The sequence below is a fragment of the Streptomyces sp. SCUT-3 genome, from assembly GCF_014083985.1.
Lineage (GTDB): Bacteria > Actinomycetota > Actinomycetes > Streptomycetales > Streptomycetaceae > Streptomyces_H > Streptomyces_H thermolineatus.
In genome coordinates, this window is record NZ_CP046907.1 from 3,096,836 (window position 1) to 3,114,719 (window position 17,884).

11 protein-coding genes and 1 tRNA gene are annotated in these 17,884 nt (G+C 71.8%); 9 read left to right on the forward strand and 3 right to left on the reverse strand.

The features are described 5' to 3' along the window. Positions 1-76: 76 nt before the first annotated feature. From GQS52_RS13660 to GQS52_RS13690, 7 genes are all read left to right on the forward strand, one after another. Positions 77-271 (forward strand): hypothetical protein, encoded by a 195-nt coding sequence (locus GQS52_RS13660; protein WP_182313710.1) that lies wholly within the window; start codon positions 77-79, stop codon positions 269-271. A 205-nt stretch (positions 272-476) separates the two neighbouring features. After that, positions 477-3,344: a type I DNA topoisomerase gene (topA, locus tag GQS52_RS13665; protein ID WP_182313711.1), complete on the forward strand. Its 2,868-nt coding sequence runs from the start codon at positions 477-479 to the stop codon at positions 3,342-3,344. A 218-nt stretch (positions 3,345-3,562) separates the two neighbouring features. Next, complete coding sequence (tmk, locus tag GQS52_RS13670) at positions 3,563-7,129, forward strand: dTMP kinase (RefSeq protein ID WP_182313712.1); 3,567 nt, start codon at positions 3,563-3,565, stop codon at positions 7,127-7,129. A 287-nt stretch (positions 7,130-7,416) separates the two neighbouring features. Continuing rightward, positions 7,417-8,625 carry a DNA polymerase III subunit delta' gene (locus tag GQS52_RS13675; RefSeq protein ID WP_182313713.1) on the forward strand — a complete coding sequence of 403 codons (1,209 nt, stop codon included), beginning with the start codon at positions 7,417-7,419 and terminating at the stop codon, positions 8,623-8,625. A 262-nt stretch (positions 8,626-8,887) separates the two neighbouring features. After that, complete coding sequence (locus GQS52_RS13680; RefSeq protein ID WP_182313714.1) at positions 8,888-10,084, forward strand: hypothetical protein; 1,197 nt, start codon at positions 8,888-8,890, stop codon at positions 10,082-10,084. Between the two features lie 182 nt (positions 10,085-10,266). Continuing rightward, positions 10,267-11,850 (forward strand): alpha/beta hydrolase, encoded by a 1,584-nt coding sequence (locus GQS52_RS13685; protein WP_182313715.1) that lies wholly within the window; start codon positions 10,267-10,269, stop codon positions 11,848-11,850. 93 nt (positions 11,851-11,943) lie between these two features. Further along, positions 11,944-12,017: transfer RNA gene (locus tag GQS52_RS13690), tRNA-Thr, on the forward strand. A 344-nt stretch (positions 12,018-12,361) separates the two neighbouring features. Here GQS52_RS13690 and GQS52_RS13695 read toward each other — a convergent pair. After that, positions 12,362-13,111, reverse strand: coding sequence for a transposase family protein (locus GQS52_RS13695; protein ID WP_182313716.1), 750 nt, complete (start codon positions 13,109-13,111; stop codon positions 12,362-12,364). A 345-nt stretch (positions 13,112-13,456) separates the two neighbouring features. Here GQS52_RS13695 and GQS52_RS13700 point away from each other — a divergent pair, with 345 nt between their 5' ends. Further along, on the forward strand, positions 13,457-14,662 hold the full coding sequence (locus GQS52_RS13700) for an IS110 family transposase (RefSeq protein ID WP_182311602.1): 1,206 nt from the start codon (positions 13,457-13,459) through the stop codon (positions 14,660-14,662). Positions 14,663-14,702: 40 nt separating this feature from the next. Further along, the gene (locus tag GQS52_RS13705; protein ID WP_259370764.1) at positions 14,703-15,410 is read left to right on the forward strand and encodes an SAM-dependent methyltransferase; all 708 of its coding nucleotides are present in this window, start codon (positions 14,703-14,705) and stop codon (positions 15,408-15,410) included. A gap of 137 nt (positions 15,411-15,547) precedes the next feature. Here GQS52_RS13705 and GQS52_RS13710 read toward each other — a convergent pair whose 3' ends face one another. Beyond that, positions 15,548-16,819 carry a hypothetical protein gene (locus GQS52_RS13710; RefSeq protein ID WP_182313717.1) on the reverse strand — a complete coding sequence of 424 codons (1,272 nt, stop codon included), beginning with the start codon at positions 16,817-16,819 and terminating at the stop codon, positions 15,548-15,550. A 152-nt stretch (positions 16,820-16,971) separates the two neighbouring features. Then, positions 16,972-17,780 (reverse strand): IS5 family transposase gene (locus GQS52_RS13715; protein WP_182311743.1). Its coding sequence is split into 2 segments (ribosomal slippage): positions 16,972-17,432 and positions 17,432-17,780, totalling 810 coding nucleotides; the frame shifts between segments, so codons are not numbered across the junction. Between the last annotated feature and the right edge of the window lie 104 nt (positions 17,781-17,884).

The following is a 17,884-nucleotide window of genomic DNA, read 5'->3' on the forward strand; positions in this document are numbered from 1 at the left end:
GGTGGATTTCACCCGTGGTTCGTTTGTTCGATGCGTACGCGTGGCACCCTCCGGTCACCTGGGAGGTGGTCGGAGGATGGAAAGCGGACCGGCGGCATTCGCCGGAGTGGTCCTCGTGGTGTTCGGCACGGTCCTGTTGGGCTGGAGCGGTGTCCGGGCAGGTCTGGGCGCACCGGTCGTCCAGGGCGCCGGGCCGGCCGCGGCGGCGGGATACGCCCTGGTGGGAGCCGTCGCGGCGGCGGCGGGCGTGTGGTGCCTGCTCCACGTCTGAGCGGGCCGGCACCACGGGTGTGCGGGCCCCGCGCCGGGGCGCGTACGGTGATCAACGCGACATGAGTCCGTATCCGGGCGGCAGGAAGCACGCTTGTCGGGTTACCGTTCGAGTGGCGTTGCGGGCTTTTCCCGTTTGACACGGGACACCGATGTACGGTCACACTCCGCAGCGTCACCCTTTCGACCCGGAGAGAAGAGCGAAGTTGTCCCCGACCCGCGAGACCGCACGGAGCGGTCGTCGACTCGTCATCGTCGAGTCGCCTGCCAAGGCGAAGACGATCAAGGGCTACCTGGGCCCCGGCTACGTGGTCGAGGCCAGCGTCGGGCACATCCGTGACCTGCCCAACGGAGCGGCCGAGGTCCCCGCCAAGTACAAGGGCGAGCCCTGGGCCCGCCTCGGCGTGAACGTGGACCACGACTTCGAGCCCGTCTACGTCGTCAACGCGGACAAGCGGTCGCAGGTGAGCAAGCTCAAGGAGCTGCTCGCCGAGTCCGACGAGCTCTTCCTCGCCACCGATGAGGACCGCGAGGGCGAGGCGATCGCCTGGCACCTCCAGCAGGTGCTCAAGCCCAAGGTGCCGGTGCGCCGGATGGTCTTCCACGAGATCACCAAGGACGCCATCCAGCAGGCCGTCAGCAACCCGCGCGAACTCAACCAGCGCCTCGTCGACGCCCAGGAGACCCGCCGCATCCTCGACCGCCTCTACGGCTACGAGGTCTCCCCGGTGCTGTGGAAGAAGGTCATGCCGCGCCTGTCGGCGGGCCGCGTGCAGTCGGTGGCCACCCGCCTCGTCGTCGAGCGCGAACGCGAGCGCATCGCCTTCCGCTCCGCCGGGTACTGGGACCTGACCGGCACCTTCTCCACGGGCCGCGCCGGCGACGCCGCCGACCCGGCCGCCTTCGGCGCCCGCCTGACCGCCGTCGACGGCCGCCGCGTCGCCACCGGCCGCGACTTCGGCCCCGACGGGGCGCTCAAGTCCGGCGCCTCGGTGCTGCACCTCGACGAGCAGGCCGCGCGCTCCCTGGCCGCCGGACTGGCCGGCGTGCCGTTCGCCGTCCGCAGCGTCGAGTCCAAGCCGTACCGGCGCTCCCCGTACGCGCCGTTCCGCACCACGACCCTGCAGCAGGAGGCCTCGCGCAAGCTGGGCTTCGGCGCCAAGCGCACCATGCAGGTCGCGCAGAAGCTGTACGAGAACGGCTTCATCACCTACATGCGCACCGACTCCACCACCCTGTCCGAGACGGCGGTGGCGGCGGCCCGCGCCCAGGTGCGGGAGCTGTACGGGGCCGACTACCTCCCCGACGCGCCGCGCTCCTACGCCAGCAAGGTCAAGAACGCGCAGGAGGCGCACGAGGCGATCCGCCCCTCCGGCGACCGCTTCCGCACCCCGGCCGAGACCGGCCTGCGCGGCGACGAGTTCCGCCTCTACGAGCTGATCTGGATGCGCACCGTCGCCTCCCAGATGAAGGACGCCGTCGGGCAGTCGGTGACCGTCAAGGTCGCGGGCACCTCCGCCGACGGCCGGGACGCCGAGTTCTCCGCCAGCGGCAAGATCATCACCTTCCACGGCTTCCTCAAGGCCTACGTGGAGGGGCGCGACGACCCCGACGCCGAGCTGGACGACCGCGAGCGCCGGCTGCCGCAGGTCGCCGAGGGCGACGCGCTCACCGCCCGGGACATCACCGCCGACGGCCACGCCACCAAGCCCCCGGCCCGCTACACCGAGGCGTCCCTGGTCAAGGAGCTGGAGGAGCGGGAGATCGGCCGGCCCTCCACCTACGCGTCGATCATCGGCACCATCCTCGACCGCGGCTACGTCTTCAAGAAGGGCACCGCGCTCGTCCCCTCCTTCCTTTCCTTCGCGGTCGTCGGCCTGCTGGAGAAGCACTTCGGCCGGCTCGTCGACTACGACTTCACCGCGCGCATGGAGGACGACCTCGACCGCATCGCCCGCGGCGAGGCCCAGTCCGTGCCGTGGCTGCGCCGCTTCTACTTCGGCGAGCAGCACGAGGGCACCGGCGGCGCGGGCGCGGCCGACGCGGGCAACGGCGACGGCGACCACCTCGGCGGCCTCAAGGAACTCGTCACCGACCTGGGCGCCATCGACGCCCGCGAGGTCTCCTCGTTCCCGGTCGGCGACGACATCGTGCTGCGCGTCGGCCGCTACGGCCCGTACGTGGAGAAGGGCGGCAAGGAGGGGCAGCGCGCCGACGTCCCCGACGACCTGCCGCCGGACGAGCTGACCGTCGAGCTCGCCGAGGAACTGCTGGCCAGGCCCAGCGGCGACTTCGAGCTGGGCACGGACCCGGCCACCGGACGCCCGATCGTCGCCCGGGACGGCCGCTACGGCCCCTACGTCACCGAGGTCCTGCCCGAGGGCACCCCGAAGACGGGCAAGAACGCGGTCAAACCGCGCACCGCCTCCCTGCTGAAGTCCATGTCGCTGGAGACGGTGACCCTGGACGACGCGCTCAGGCTCCTCTCCCTCCCCCGGGTGGTCGGCACCGACCCGGGGACGGGCGAGGAGATCACCGCGCAGAACGGCCGCTTCGGCCCCTACCTGAAGAAGGGGACGGACTCGCGCTCGCTGGAGAGCGAGGAGCAGATGTTCACCGTCACCCTCGAGCAGGCCCTCGCCCTGTACGCGCAGCCCAAGCAGCGCGGACGCGGGACGGCGAAGCCGCCGCTGAAGGAACTGGGCACCGACCCGGTCAGCGAGCGCCCGGTCGTGGTCAAGGACGGCCGCTTCGGCCCGTACGTCACCGACGGCGAGACCAACGCGACCCTGCGCCGGGACGACGACGTCGAGACGATCACCCCCGAGCGCGGCTACGAGCTCCTCGCGGAGAAGCGGGCCAAGGGACCGGCGAAGAAGACCGCCAAGAAGGCGGCGGCCAAGAAGACCACCACCACCGCCAAGAAGGCGCCGACGAAGAAGGCGGCGGCGAAGAAGACCGCCGCCAAGAAGACCACCGCCACTGCCACCGCCAAGAAGGCACCGGCCAAGAAGACCGCGGCGAAGAAGACCGCCGCGGGGAGGGAGACGGCCGACGGCAACGCGTCGGCCTGACCCCGACCGCGGGCCCTGACCGCGGGGCCCGCGCCGCGGGCACCGGCCCGGCCCGGGGCGCGGCCCGGCGCGGAACGGCCCCGGCCGGGGCTCCCCAGGCCGGGTGGGGAAGGCGCGGAGAGGCCCGCGCCGGGCGCCTCGGTGCCCGCCCGCCCGGGGTTCGGGCGGGTGTTCGGGTGGGCGGACATGGATCTTCGGGCGCCGGATAGGCTTGCAGGATGACACGCGCCGAGCAGCCTACGGACGTGACCGACACCCACAACAGCGCACTCGTGGCGGACTCCCGCGAGCGTGCCGTGCGTTCACTCCTCCGCATCCCCCGCCTGCACAGACTGTGGACGGCCCAGTTCGCGGGAGCCGTCGCCGACCGGCTCGCCCTGCTGGTCCTGATGGTGCTGGCCTTTCAGGCGGCGGCGTTCCAGGGGACGTTCGGCGAGGGCTACCGGGGAACGGCCCTGGCCGTCGCCGCGGTCGTCGCGGCACGCCTGGTCTCCACCACCGTCTTCGGCGCCGTACTGCTGGGCCCGCTGGCCCACCTCACCTCGTCCTCCGGCGCCCTCGACCGGCGCTGGACGATGATCGGCGCGGACCTCTTCCGGCTCGCGCTGCTCGTCGTCGCCCCGCTGTGGATCGTCTGGCTGCCCTCCACCGCGGTCGTCTGGCTGCTCGTCACGGTGTTCCTGCTCGGCGCCGCCGAACGGGTCTGGACCATCGCCAGGGACGGCGCGGCACCGGCGCTGCTGCCCGTCGCCGAGCCGTTCCCCGCCGCCCGGACCTCCACCGGGATCCTCCTCCCGGAACTCCCGCGCCCGGGGGCCGCCCCGGCCGTCAACCTCGTCAAGGGCGGGCCCGCCCCGGCGACGGGTGACCTCGCCGCACCGGGCGGCCCCGCCGCGCCGGGAGGCGACACCGTGCCCGGGGGTGCCTCGGCCACCCCGTCGGCCGAGCCGGCCGTCGAGCCCGCCCGCCCGGCTCCCGCGCACCTCGAGGCCCTGCACCGGCTCGACCTGCGCACCGCTTTCCTCAGCGTGCCCGCCGCCGCCGCGCTGCTGGTCGCCGTCACGCTGGTCGGTAACCTGGTCGCCGTCGGGGTCGGCTGGTTCCACGTGCACCAGGTGGCGCTGGCGAGCTACCTCGCGGCGGGCCTCTTCGCGGCCTCGGTGACCGTCCTGTACTTCCTGGAGCTGCCCGGGGCCGCCGTCACGAGCCCGCGCTCCCCGCTCCAGGGGCTCCTCCGGCCCAAGGCCCGCGCGGGCGAGGCCGCCGGCGCGGCCAAGGGGCGCACCGGATCCCTGCCGCTGCTCGTCGCCGCCACCGCCTGCACCGCCGGGGCCGTCGCCGCGGCCACCGCGCTCGCCCTGCCGCACGCCGTCGACCTCGGCGGCGGCCCGGTCGGCTTCGGCCTGCTCGCCCTGATGCTCACCGGCGGCCCGGCCCTGGGCATCCGGCTCGCCCCCCGGCTGCTCCCCGGCCTCTCCCGGCGCCGCCTGCTGGCCCTGGCCGTCGCCGCCACCGGCCTCGCCCTGCTGCTCACCGGCATCGTGCCCGACCCGGCCACCGTCCTGCTGCTCGCCCTCCTCGCGGGCGTCGCGGCCGGAGTCGCCGCCAACACCGGGCACACCCTCGTCGACCAGGAGGTCGAGGAGGCCCGCCGGGCCCGCACCACCGACCACCTGCACGCCGTCGTCCGCGTCCTCGTCGGCGCCTCGGCCGTCGCCGCGCCGGTGCTCGCCGCCCTCATCGGGCCCCACCGGGTCGAGGAGGGCGCCTTCACCTTCGAGCACGGCGGCGCCGCCTTCACCCTGATGCTCGTCGGAGCCCTCCTGCTGCCGGTGGCGGCCCTCGTCCTCGGCCGCGCCGACGACCGCCAGGGCGTCCCCCTGCGCCGCGACCTGCGCGAGGCGCTGCGCGGCGGCGAACCCGAGGACGCGCCCGCCCCGACCGGCTACTTCATCGCCCTCGAGGGCGGCGACGGCGCCGGCAAGTCCACCCAGGTCGAGGCGCTCGCCACCTGGATACGGGCCAAGGGCCACGAGGTCGTCGTCACCCGCGAGCCCGGTGCGACCGCCCTCGGCAAGCGCCTCCGCTCGATCCTCCTGGACGTCTCCGAGACCGGGATCTCGCACCGCGCGGAGGCCCTGCTGTACGCGGCCGACCGGGCCGAGCACGTCGAATCCGTCCTGCGCCCCGCCCTGGAGCGCGGCGCCGTCGTCATCTCCGACCGCTACATCGACTCGTCCGTCGCCTACCAGGGCGCCGGGCGGGACCTGTCGCCCACCGAGATCGCACGCATCTCCCGCTGGGCCACCGGCGGCCTCGTGCCGCACCTGACGGTGCTGCTGGACGTCTCCCCGGAAACCGCCCGCGAGCGGTTCACCGAGGCCCCGGACCGGCTGGAGTCCGAGCCCGCCGAGTTCCACCGGCGGGTGCGCTCCGGCTTCCTCACCCTCGCCGCGGCCGACCCCTCCCGGTACCTCGTCGTCGACGCCGGCCGGGAACCGGAAGCGGTGACCACCGTCATCCGGCACCGCCTCGACCGCGAGCTCCCGCTGTCCGAGCAGGAGGTGGCGGCCCGCGAGGAGGCCCGCCGCCGGGCGGAGGAGGAGCGCAAGCGCCGCGAGGAGGAGGAGCGCCGCCGCCGCGAGGAGGAGGAGCGGGCCGAACGCGAACGCCAGGAACAGCTCGCCCGCCTGCGCGCCGAGGAGGCCGAGCGGAAGAAGCAGGAGGAGGAGCGCAAGCGCCGCGAGGAGGAGGAGCGGCAGGCCGCCGAGGCCCGCCGCCGCGCCGAGGAGGCCCGCCGCCAGGCGGAGGAGGAGCGCCGCCGCCGCGAGGCCGAGGAGGCCGAACGCCGCGCCGAGCAGGAGCGCCTGCGCCGCCAGAAGGAGGAGCAGGACCGGCTGCGCGCCGAGGCCGAGGCCAGGCGGCTCGAGAAGCAGCGCAAGGCCGAGGAGGCGCTGCGGCAGGCCGAGGAGGCCCGCCGCCGCGCGGAGGAGGCCCGCCGCGCCGAGCGCGAGCGGATCGAGCAGGCCGAGCGCGAGCGCGCCGAACGCGAGCGCGCCGAGCAGGCCGAGCGCGCCGAGCGTGAGCGGGCCGAGCGGGCGGCCGCCGAGGCGGCTGCCGCCACCGCGGCCCAGGCCCCGCCGACCGGGCAGCCCTCCGACTCCGAGACCACGGTGCCCACCCCCGTCGTCCGCCTCCCCGAGCGGGACGGCGACGCGCGGACGGTGGAGTCCCCGGCCGTGCCGGAAAGCCCCGCCGAGGAGACGGCCGTCCTGCCCCGCGCCGTCGACCCCGCCGAGGAGACCGCGGTCCTCCCCAGGGTCAACCTGAGGAAGGACCCGGCAGCCGTCGACCTCGCCGAGGAGACGGCCGTCCTTCCGCAGGTCGACCTGCGGAAGGCGCCGGCTCCCGGCCCCGCCGCCCCCGACGCCGAGGAGACCCGCCCGCTCCCGCAGGCCGGGCACCCGGACGGGGACGGCGGCGGGCACCCGCGCCCCGAGGACCCGGTGGACCGCGTGCCGCAGTGGATGTGGCGCAAGGACGGAGACGAGGGCCGCGGCCGGGACGAGACGGAGGTCGAGCGCACCCGCGAACTCCCCCAGGTCGACCCCGCGCTCGCCGAACGGCGCGGGAACCGGCCCCGCCCCGAGTGGGCGGAGGAGACCCCGCTCGACGACCTGCCCTCGCTCGCCGACGAACTGCTCGGCCCGCGCGGGTACGACGAGGACGGCGGGGACGACACCCCGTCGGGCCGCGGCGGACGCGGCCGGCGCGGCCGCCGCTAGGCCCGCCGGTTCGGACGGGACCGGTCCGGGCCGGTCCGGACTCCTGTGCGCCGGGGACATCGACGATGTCCCCGGCGCACACGTCTTTCCCCACCCGGAACGAGTACCGTCCGCCGATGCCGTCCGCCCGTCGGCGCTGCCCGCCCGTCGGCACTGCCCGGTCCGGGGCCCGGCCTCCCGGCACGCGCCCCGGCGCCGCCCCGGCACTCGCCCCGGCACGGGATGTCCGCGGGGTGGACGACAATGGGTGCGGACAGGAGCGCCGAGACGGGACGGAGGGGGCAGCCATGGCGGTGTGGGACGACCTGGTGGGGCAGGACCGCGTGGTCGAGCAGCTGACCGCGGCCGCCCGCGACGCCGACGCCCTGGTCGCGGCGGGTTCCGGCGCACCGCCCGACCCCGGCTCCTCGATGACCCACGCCTGGCTGTTCACCGGGCCTCCCGGCTCGGGCCTGGTGACCGCCGCCCGCGCCTTCGGGGCGGCCCTGCAGTGCACCAGCCCGGACCGCGCCCTCGGGGCCGCGCCGGGATGCGGGTTCTGCGAGGGCTGCCACACCGCGCTCATCGGCACCCACGCCGACATCGAGGTCGTCCGTCCCGAAGGGCTCTCCCTCGGTGTCAAGGACACCCGTGACCTGGTGCGCCGATCCTCCATGTCCCCGGCCGGCGGCCGCTGGCAGGTCATCGTGATCGAGGACGCCGACCGGCTCACCGAGGGCGCGGGCAACGTCCTGCTCAAAGCCGTCGAGGAGCCCGCGCCGCGCACCGTGTGGCTGCTGTGCGCCCCCTCGGTGGTGGACGTGCTGCCCACCATCCGCTCCCGCTGCCGCCTCCTCGTGCTGCGCACCCCGTCGGTCGAGGCGGTCGCCGACGTGCTCGTCCGCCGGGACGGCGTCGATCCGGAGCGGGCCGCCGCCGCCGCGCAGGCCACCCAGGGCCACATCGAACGGGCCCGCCGCCTGGCCACCGACGAGCAGGCCCGCGCCCGGCGCAGCGCCGTGCTCCGGATCCCCCTCCAGGTGGGCGACGTCGGCGGCTGCCTGAAGGCCGCCCAGCAGCTGGTCGACTCCGCGACCGACGACGCCAAACAGGTCGCCGAGGAGGTGGACTCCAAGGAGACCGAGGAGCTGCGGGCAGCTCTCGGCGCCTCCGGGGGGCCGGGCAGCCGCCTGCCGCGCGGCACCGCCGGCATCATGAAGGACCTGGAGACCCGTCAGAAGAAGCGCTCCACCCGCACCCAGCGCGACACCCTCGACCTGGCGCTGCTGGACCTGCTGAGCTTCTACCGCGACGTGCTCACCGTGCAGATGGGGGCGTCCGCCCGCTCCGCCAACACCGAGGTGCGGGACTCCGTCGAGCGGATCGCCTCGTCGTCCGCACCCGAGAACACGTTGCGCCGCATGGAGGCGGTCCTGGAGTGCCGCCGGGCACTGGACCGCAACGTCGCCCCGCTCCTCGCCGTCGAGGCCATGACCCTGGCCCTGCGGGCAGGCTGACGCCCCGTCCGAACCTCGGACCGTTCGTCCACCTGCCCGCGCGCACGTCACCCGGCCCGGTCCCGTTCACCCCGGACATTGGTGCCATCGGGTGATCCTCGTGCCACTCGCGATTGGCACCACGGCGCAACCGGGCAGAGGATGCACGGCTGCCCGCGGCAGCGCACGGACCTGAGCAGCCGGGCGTCGTCGCGGGGCAGCCGCCATCGCGGCGCCCCGCACTCCCTGCGGGGCGCGCGGCGTTCCGGAGGTGATGCGTCCCATGGCCCGCGTCTTCTGGTCCGTGGCCCTGCTCCTGGTGTGCGCCGCGGCGGCCACGGTGGCCTGGGCGCTGCTGCGCTCGGCGTACCGGCACTGGACCCTGGAACGCGGGGGAGCGGTGTACGAGCTGCCCGTCGGCTACCGGGACGTCGTCCTGAGGCTGGCCGGGGCGGGCGCCGCCGGCGTACTGGCCGCGAGCAGCCTGTGGGTCTCCCAGTCCGTCCGGGAGGACCGGGCGGGGACGACGGTGCAGGCCGCGGCCGCCCCGTCCCGACCCACCCCCCTCACCGGCTCCGCCGCCGGTGGAGCCGGTGACGCGGACGGCGGGAACGGGGCGGACACGAAGGCCCACCGGGGCCCGGGGGCGAAACCCGGGGCGGACCGCACGGAGAAGACCGGCAAGAAGAAGGCCGACGAGAAGAAGGCCGACAAGAAGAAAGCAGCCGGCGCGAAGGCCGCTGCCGCCCCCGCCGCGAAGCGCGAGGTGGATCTCGGAGGCAGGCCGCGGACCGTCGGACGGCCCTCGAACGGCAGGCTCCAGGAGTTCCCGGACGGCACCCGGGTGTGGCTGCCACGCCAGTACGACTATCCCTCGGCGAAGCGGCGCGCCTTCCCCGTGGTCGTGACCCGCACCGCCGAGCGGGACCAGCAGGACGTGTTCCGCGCCTTCGCCGCGCACACCGAACGCGAACTGGCCGACCCGTTCGTGCTGGTGCTGCCCGCTCCTGCGGCGGACTGCGCGGCGGACCCGGCCCCCCTGCTGGAGGCGGTCGCCCGCCACTACCGCCTCGTGGGCGGGGCGAAGGCCCGCGGCGTGCTCGGCACGGGCGTCCATGCGGCCTGCGCGGTCCGGCAGGAACTGGAGCACCCGGACAGGTACGCCGCGGCGGCCGGGCTCTGGGGCGACTACGCCGATGTCGGGGCCCCTCCGGGCGCCGCGGGCACGCCCGCCGCCTCCGGGAAACCGGACGAGGCGGGCAAGCCCGGCACCGTCGCGAAGGGGGACGGCCGACCGCAGGTGCTGCTCGGCGCGGTCGCCGGTGACGGGCGGACCCGGACGTCCGCCCTGCGCCTGCGCGGGCTGGTGCGCCCGGGCGCCGAGGCGCGCGTCCTGGACACCCCGGTCGGGCGGCACCGGCTGCTCGCCGCGACGGCGGGCTACTTCACCGAGAAGCTCACCGGCCCGCAGCCCTCCTGACCGCCCCGGCCCGCCCGGCGGTCCCGTCCCTCCCACCGGCGGATCCCTCACGTCGGGAGGTCCCACTCGTCGGCAGACCCCACCCCCAGGCACAGTTCACCCGCACGGGGCAACGGATCGAAGGCGTGAGGGCAGGGCCCCTGGATAGGGTTTCGAGGGATCCCAGCAGAAGGGCCGTCCCCATGCAGTTCCCGCGACCGTTCCGCGCCACCGGCACCGCCCTGGCGCTCGCCGGACTCCTGCTGGCCGGCTGCTCCTCCTCCCAGGGGCCGTCCGGAGCCGACACGGAGGCGTTCGACGCCCCGCACCGCGCCACCGCCGCGGTGAACAGGGTGCTCGAGCCGCTCCCGTCCGCCGTCCCCGGGAAGCTGCGGCCCTACTACGAGCAGAAGCTCGTCTGGAAGAGCTGCGACACCCCGGAGTTCCAGTGCGCCACCATGAAGGCGCCGCTGGACTACGACGCCCCCGGCTCCGGCAAGGACGTCACCCTGGAGGTCTCCCGCAAGCGGGCCACCGGCCCGGGGAAGCGGCTCGGGGCGCTGCTGGTCAACCCCGGCGGCCCGGGCAGCTCGGCCATCGAGTACATGCGGTACGCGGCGGTCACCTTCCCCGCGCCGGTGCGCGCCCGGTACGACATCGCCGCCGTGGACCCGCGGGGCGTGGGGCGCAGCGAGCCCGTCCGCTGCCTGACCGGCCGAGAGATGGACGCCTTCACCGCCGCCGACACCACCCCCGACGACCGCGGCGAGAAGACCGCCCTGGTCCGGGCGTACAAGGAGTTCGCGCAGGGCTGCGAGGAGAAGTCGTCGCGGCTGCTGCCGCACGTCGGCACGGTCGAGTCGGCCCGCGACATGGACATCCTCCGCGCCCTCCTCGGCGACGGGAAGCTGACCTACGTCGGCAAGTCGTACGGGACGTTCCTCGGCGCCACCTACGCCGGCCTCTTCCCCGGGCGGGTGGGCCGCCTGGTGCTGGACGGCGCGATGGACCCGACCCTGTCCGCCCGCGAGATCTCGCGCACCCAGGGCGGCGGCTTCGAGGAGGCGTTCACCGCCTTCGCCGAGGACTGCACCGCCCGCGAGGACTGCCCGCTGGGCGACAGCGTCGAGGAGGCCGGCAAGCAGCTCGACGACCTCCTGCGCGGCCTCGACGCCGAACCGCTGCCCGCCGGCGGGGGCCGCAGGCTCGGCGAGGCCCTGGGAACCACCGGAGTGCTGTCGGCGATGTACGCCGAGAGCTGGTGGGGGCAGCTGCGCGCGGCCCTGAAGCAGGCGGACGCCGGCAACGGATCCGGCCTGCTCGCCCTCTCCGACGCCTACTACGACCGCGCCCCGGACGGCGAGTACGGCAACCTGATGTACGCCAACGCCGCCGTGAACTGCCTGGACCTGCCACCGGCCGCGCAGGGACCGAAGGAGGTCGAGACGGCGGTGGGCCCGTTCGAGAAGACGTCCCCGCGCTTCGGCCGCTACTTCGCCTGGGCCAGCCTGATGTGCGCCTACTGGCCGGTCGAACCGACCGGCGAGCCGCGGCGCATCGAGGCGAAGGGCGCCGCCCCGATCGTCGTCGTCGGCACCACCCGCGACCCGGCCACGCCGTACCGGTGGGCGGTCTCCCTCGCCGACCAGCTCGACTCCGGCCGCCTCCTCACCTACGACGGCGACGGCCACACCGCCTACGCCCAGGGCGACGACTGCGTGGACACCGCCGTCAACCGGTACCTGCTGGAGGGCGACGTCTGGGACGGCGAGCACACCTGCGACTGACCACCGGCCCGGTCCGGCCGTGTGCGGAGTGCCTCGGGAAACTGTGTAGACTTGGCGCCGCTGCCGATGCCACTGTGTGGACCGGTCCAGCACGCCGCCTTAGCTCAGTTGGCCAGAGCAACGCACTCGTAATGCGTAGGTCGCGGGTTCGAATCCCGCAGGCGGCTCAGCGAAACCCCAGGTCATACAACCCGTGACCTGGGGTTTTCTGTTGCCCGGGGCATGAAGTGCCACATGGCTGGGGTACCGCGACTTTGCTTGCGTGAGCGATGCGTGAGCGGAGCGGCCCAGTGCTCTACTGCTTGAGTTTCTTCCGCACGCCCTTCTTCTTGGCCGTGGCCTGGGCTTTCACCTTGTCCCTCGTCTTCTTGGCAGCTTTGAGGGCCTTCTCTAACCTCGGCCTTGCGCTGGAGGGGAACCAGCTTGGCGGTGGCCTCGACGGCGCTCTTGCCCACCTGGGGCAGGACGCTCTGGTAGATGTCCCGTGTGGTCCGAGTGTCACTGAACTTCTTCAGCGGTGTCGCTCCAGGGTGAGGACGGCTTTGGCGATTGACGTCATGCGGTTCGGACTGCAGCGGGCTCTGCGGAAGATCCGCCAGGACTTCAGTCGGGCGACGCCTCGTTCGACCGGTGCCCGTGCCGCGGCCAGGGCCTGGTTGACGGTCTTCTCGGTGGGGGTGAGGTCCTGCAGGGGCCTGCGTTTGATGCCCGTGGTCAGCCACGGGCCACCACCCTGGTGGGCAAGGTCCGCCAGGATGGGGACGCCCTGGCGCTCGCAGATCCGGATGATCCGGTGGGTGCGGGCGGCGGTCAGGTCATGGGTGCGGTCCGGCAGGGCAGGCGAGAGCCACAGCAGCCGGCCGCCGGGGTCGGTGACCACCTGCGTGTTCACACTGTGGCGCCGGTGCTTGTGGGAGTAGTCGGCGCGTGAGTCGCCGACCCGGTAGCGCTCGGCGAGGGTGTCGTCGAGCAGGACGATGTCGGGTTCGTGTTCGCGCAGCGTTTTCAGCAGGCCCGGTGCCCGTTCGGCGAGCAGGTCGACGACCGCGCCGGTGCAGGCGTGGGCGGTGGACTCGCTGATCCTGAATCCGGCGGCGATCTTCGCGAGAGTGGTGTGTTCGCGCAGGTACACCAGTGCCGCCATCGCGCGCTGGGACGGGCGGAGCTTGCAGCGCCGGTCGTCCTCACGGGTGACGATGAGCATGGTGACCCACTCCACGAGTGCATGCGGCAGGTCGAGTGAGGCAGGATGGATGACCAACGAGGCCCCTGAGCAGCGTGATTGAGGCGTCAGACATCTCGATCAACAGCCCGGGGGCCTCGCTCGTTGCGCTTCACGGCCCATCACCCGATCGGTGGCCAACTCGAAGAAGCTCCTTACCTTCTTGGCGGGCCGGTTCCGCTCATTCGTACGATCGGGAGGCCCAGGGGTGCCGGGTGTGGCTCAAAAAGCTCATGCCGATCGTGTGGCTTTCAGTGATTGGCCGCCCGGCGCCCCGCGACGACACGGCCACTCATTGGGATGCGCGAACCTCATCGCTTCGTAAGGACACGTCGGCGTGGTCGTCTGCCGGGACCAGGAACACGGATCCTCGAGGAGGCACGAGTGCCGCAACTGTGGGCAGGAACGGACGCGGGCAAGAGCGAGCATCACTGCACGGTGATCGACGCCGAGGGCGAGCGAAGGCTGTCGCGACGGGTGGCCAACGACGAGACGACTCTGCTCGAGCTGATCGGTGAGGTCCTCGGGTTGAGCGAGGGCGAGCCGGTGACCTGGGCCATCGATCTGAACGCAGGCGGTGCCGCACTGCTGATCGCCCTGCTGGCCGCCCACGGGCAGAAAGTCCTCTACATCCCGGGCCGGACCGTCCACCACGCCTCCGGCTCCTACCGGGGCGACGGCAAGACCGACGCCAAGGACGCCTACGTCATCGCCGACCAGGCCCGCATGCGCCGTGACCTGCACCCTCTGCAGGAACAGGACGAGATCGCCGTCGACCTGCGGATCCTCACCGCCCGCCGCTACGACCTGGCCGCCGACCGCACCCGCGCGATCAACCGGCTGCGCGCCCAGCTCCTGGAGTACTTCCCCGCCCTGGAACGCGCATTCAACTACAGCACCTCCAAGGCCGCGCTCGTCCTGCTCACCGGCTACCAGACGCCGACCGCCCTGCGCCGGACCGGCCAGTCCCGCCTGACCGGCTGGCTGGCGAACCGCAAGGTGCGCAACGCCCAGGCGGTGGCGGTCACCGCGCTGGAGGCGGCGCGGGCCCAGCACACGGTGATTCCCGGCGAGAGGACCGCGGCGGCCATGGTCCGCACCCTGGCCGCCGCGGTGATGGCCCTGGACAAGGAGATCGCCCGCACCGACGCGCTGATCGAGGAGCGGTTCCGCGAGCACGCGCACGCTGCGGCGATCACCAGCATGCCGGGCATGGGCAGCCTCCTCGGTGCCGAGTTCATCGCCTGCACCGGCGGGAACCTGGACGCCATCGGCAGCTCCGGCCGCCTGGCCGGCATCGCCGGCCTGGCCCCGGTGCCCAAGGACTCCGGCCGCATCAGCGGCAACATGCGCCGGCCCCGCCGCTACCACCGCCGTCTTCTGCGCGTCTTCTACCTGTCGGCCCAGGTCGCCGCCCGGTGCTGTCCGGCCTCCAGGGCCTTCTACGAACGCAAGAGGAACGAGGGCAAGTCGCACAAGCAGGCCGTCCTCGCCCTCGCCCGGCGCCGCCTCGACGTCCTGTGGGCCCTCATCCGCGACCAGCGGACCTTCACCGCCGAGCCGCCTCGACGCGGCCTTGCCGCGGCATAAAACGGTCACCGTCCGCTACCGCAGCCCTTGACAAACCTGATTGGGAATCACTGACGGCAAGACCGACCAGGAAGACATCACCTACGACCGGACCGACTTCCGGGCGACGACGACCAACAAGCAGCTGAACTTCCTGCAGCACATCATGTCGCTGTTGGAGATGGATGGACGTGCGGCAGCCGTCCTGCCTGACAACGTCCTGTTCGATGGGGGAGCCGGCGAGAAGATCCGGTGGCATCTCCTTCAGGAGTTCAGCCTTCACACGATCCTGCGCCTGCCGACGGGCATCTTCTACGCAGATGGTGTCAAGGCGAATTTCCTGTTCTTCGAGAAGAAGCCCCCGCGGACCGACGACGTCCCCAACACCTTCGAGGTCTGGGTGTACGACTTCCGGACCGGGATGCACTTCACGCTCAAGCAGCGTCCCCTCCGCCTGGCCGCCCTGGCCGACTTCATCGAGGCGTACAAGGCGGACGACCGCTCGGCGCGTAAGGAGACCGAGGACGGCCGATTCAAACGGTTCACGTACGAGGAACTCATTGCCCGTGACAAAGTCAACCTCGAAATCACCTGGCCGAAGGACCCCGTGCTCGGCGACGCCGACAGCCTGCTTCCTCCCGAAGTCATTGCCCAGGCGATCGTGGAGGACCTCCAGGCCGCCCTCGCCGAGTTCGAGGCGATTGCCGAGGCACTGGGCGGTGAGGTCAAGCCGGACGTTGCAGCTGAGGAGGTCATTGCCGAGGCGTGACGCCTTTCTTGCGTGAACCGGACGTTCCATCCGGCACGAAAACCTCAACGGATTTGTTGCATGCCGGGTAGGACAGCGCCAGAAGTATTTCGCCACCATGGCGTTACCGAGCTCCAGTGGGCCGTGGGCCAAGCGCGTCAGTCCGGTAGATGGCGTCCCACATGCCCGATGACGATCACCTTGTCGCTCTCGTCGAGGTACCAATAGATGCGAAGGCATTGATCAGGGCCGGTGGACTCGTCGACCTTGAGGTGCGGTTCCATGACAACCGGATTGTCCTTGTACTTCACCTCGTAGTGACGCTTGTGTCGACGATCACGTGCTGCTGGATTCTTTGCAGAATATCCGTAGCCGAGATCTGCGAAGAACTCGCCGAAAGGCTTCCCGAGAGTTCCATCACTCCACTTACGGCCGGCGTCTGCAACGTCCAAGAGGGCCTTGTGTAGCTTCTCCGGATCCTTGTATTCGGAGAATTTCTTGATGCTGGCATCGGCGCTTGGAAGGAACACGAGATCGTCGCCGATTTCCGCCTTGGCGCGGCCATAAGCTTCGGATACCGTCGTGATCGATGCATCTGCATCGCTCGGTGCGGCTGATTGGCCACCCTCGGCAGCGTGCTTAGCGGAGTAATGGCTTACCAACGCGTACTGCTCGCGCATTGCAGCCACATCTGTCAGGGCTGCGGCTAGGTCTTTCTTGAGGTCGTCACGTTCCTCCCGGAGCCCGCGCAGCTCAGCATCGGTGGTTTCGATATACTCCTGAACCCAATCTGGGATGTCCCCACTTTCGGCAAGCGCCTTTCGACGTACTGCTCGCATCCAGCCAAGGGCAGGATTTTCGGGAACCGATGCGGCGCTTACCGAACCCAGCCATCGCCTCAGTTCATCGATTAGTGCCTCATCATCCTCAAGGAGGCGGATAGGTGTCCAATATTTGTGTTCGTATGGTTTTGCGTCTGCCTTGAATTTCGGCCAATAGAGGCGCACTGTCCCCTGCCATGCGGAGCGCTCTGCTCCTACTCTGTCGGTCAATGCGCGTGCAGCAAGGTGAGTTGAGAGATGCACGACATGGGCGAGCCCAGATAGTTCCCGGGACAACTTCCTCAAGTCGACCAGCGGCTGCCCGGTCGAAGGGTAGTTTGTGGCAACGACAACTGGAAGCGCGCGTCGATCATCCGTCAGCCATTTGACGAAATCAGGAATATCGCCCGCGCGAAGAGTCGAGTGCGTCGGCTTTATGGGCCGGCCTGCATCGGATGCCTCGAATTCTCGCAGTAGAGTACGAACGATTGCTGGCGCAGAGAATTGATAGTTGGGCCTTCGGAGCTGGAAGCTATGGCTTCGCTGTTGGAGGCCGATCCGTACGGTCGCGCAGGTGCCTTCCTCTTGGGATGCGAGAGCCAGGCTCAAGGTCCATCGCACTGAAGGGTCATCTGTGCCTGGAAAGTGCCACAAGCAGCTCCAGCCCGACGAGCCACCCTCGGCGGGCGCGTAGCGACTAACGGTCACTGTGTGTCCGCCACTCGCCTCGTGCTGCCCTTCGCTAAGAGCTCGTAACACGATCATGAGTTGGCCTTCTTGAGGCGTCTCCAGCAGATGAGGCTGCAGGCGAGGGAGACGAAGGCGTCGTGGAGCTCGGTGCGGCGTTCCCAGCGGACGGCGAGGCGCTTGAACTGGTGGAGGAGGGCGAAGGTCTGCTCGACGACGTAGCGGAGCTTGCCCAGGCCCTTGATGTTAGGCCTGCCCTTGCGGGAGATGACCGGCAGGATCCGGCGTTTGCGCAGTTCGCGGCGGTTGGGGTTGGAGTCGTAGCCCTTGTCTCCGAGGAGGGCCTCGGGGCGCCGGCGGGGTCGGCCCGGGCGGCCGGCGACGGGTGGGACTCCGTCGACCAGGGCGAGGGTCTGGGTGACGTCGTTGACGTTGGCCGCGGTGGTGATGACCTTGAGCGGGGTGCCGCGTCCGTCGCAGATCAGGTGGTGTTTGCTGCCCGTCTTCCGCCGGTCGACCGGCGACGGACCGGTGTCGGCTCCCCCTTTTTGGCGCGGACGTGGGAACCGTCGACGCATGCTCTGGACCAGTCCAGCTCGCCGGCCGCGTGCAGCCTGGCGAGCAGGACGCGGTGCAGTTGGTCGAAGACTCCGGCCTGTTGCCAGCGCTCGAGGCGCCGCCAGCAGGTCTGACCAGAGCCGAACCCCAGCTCAAGGGGGAGCAGTTGCCAGGCGATGTCGTTGTACAGGACGTAGAGGATGCCCTGCAGGCACAGCCGGTCCGGCACGGGCCGTGGACCGGGAGCCTTCTCGGGCCAGGGTGGCAGGAGCGGCTCGATCAGCGCCCACAGGTCATCGTCCACGATCCACGGCCGGGTAGTCACACCCTCTCGAACGGCCGAATCGTCACACCGGGCACGGCCTACCAGGGCAGTTCAACAAGATCGTGTTACGAGCTCTAAGGAGCTCGGGGGCGAGGTGAGTCGGT

What these genes read in the sequence shown, in the direction of transcription:
- GQS52_RS13660 (WP_182313710.1), top strand. Translation starts at nt 77, where the DNA reads ATGGAAAGCGGACCGGCGGCATTCGCCGGAGTGGTCCTCGTGGTGTTC.
- tmk (WP_182313712.1), top strand. Translation starts at nt 3,563, where the DNA reads ATGACACGCGCCGAGCAGCCTACGGACGTGACCGACACCCACAACAGC.
- GQS52_RS13675 (WP_182313713.1), top strand. Translation starts at nt 7,417, where the DNA reads ATGGCGGTGTGGGACGACCTGGTGGGGCAGGACCGCGTGGTCGAGCAG.
- GQS52_RS13680 (WP_182313714.1), top strand. Translation starts at nt 8,888, where the DNA reads ATGGCCCGCGTCTTCTGGTCCGTGGCCCTGCTCCTGGTGTGCGCCGCG.
- GQS52_RS13685 (WP_182313715.1), top strand. Translation starts at nt 10,267, where the DNA reads ATGCAGTTCCCGCGACCGTTCCGCGCCACCGGCACCGCCCTGGCGCTC.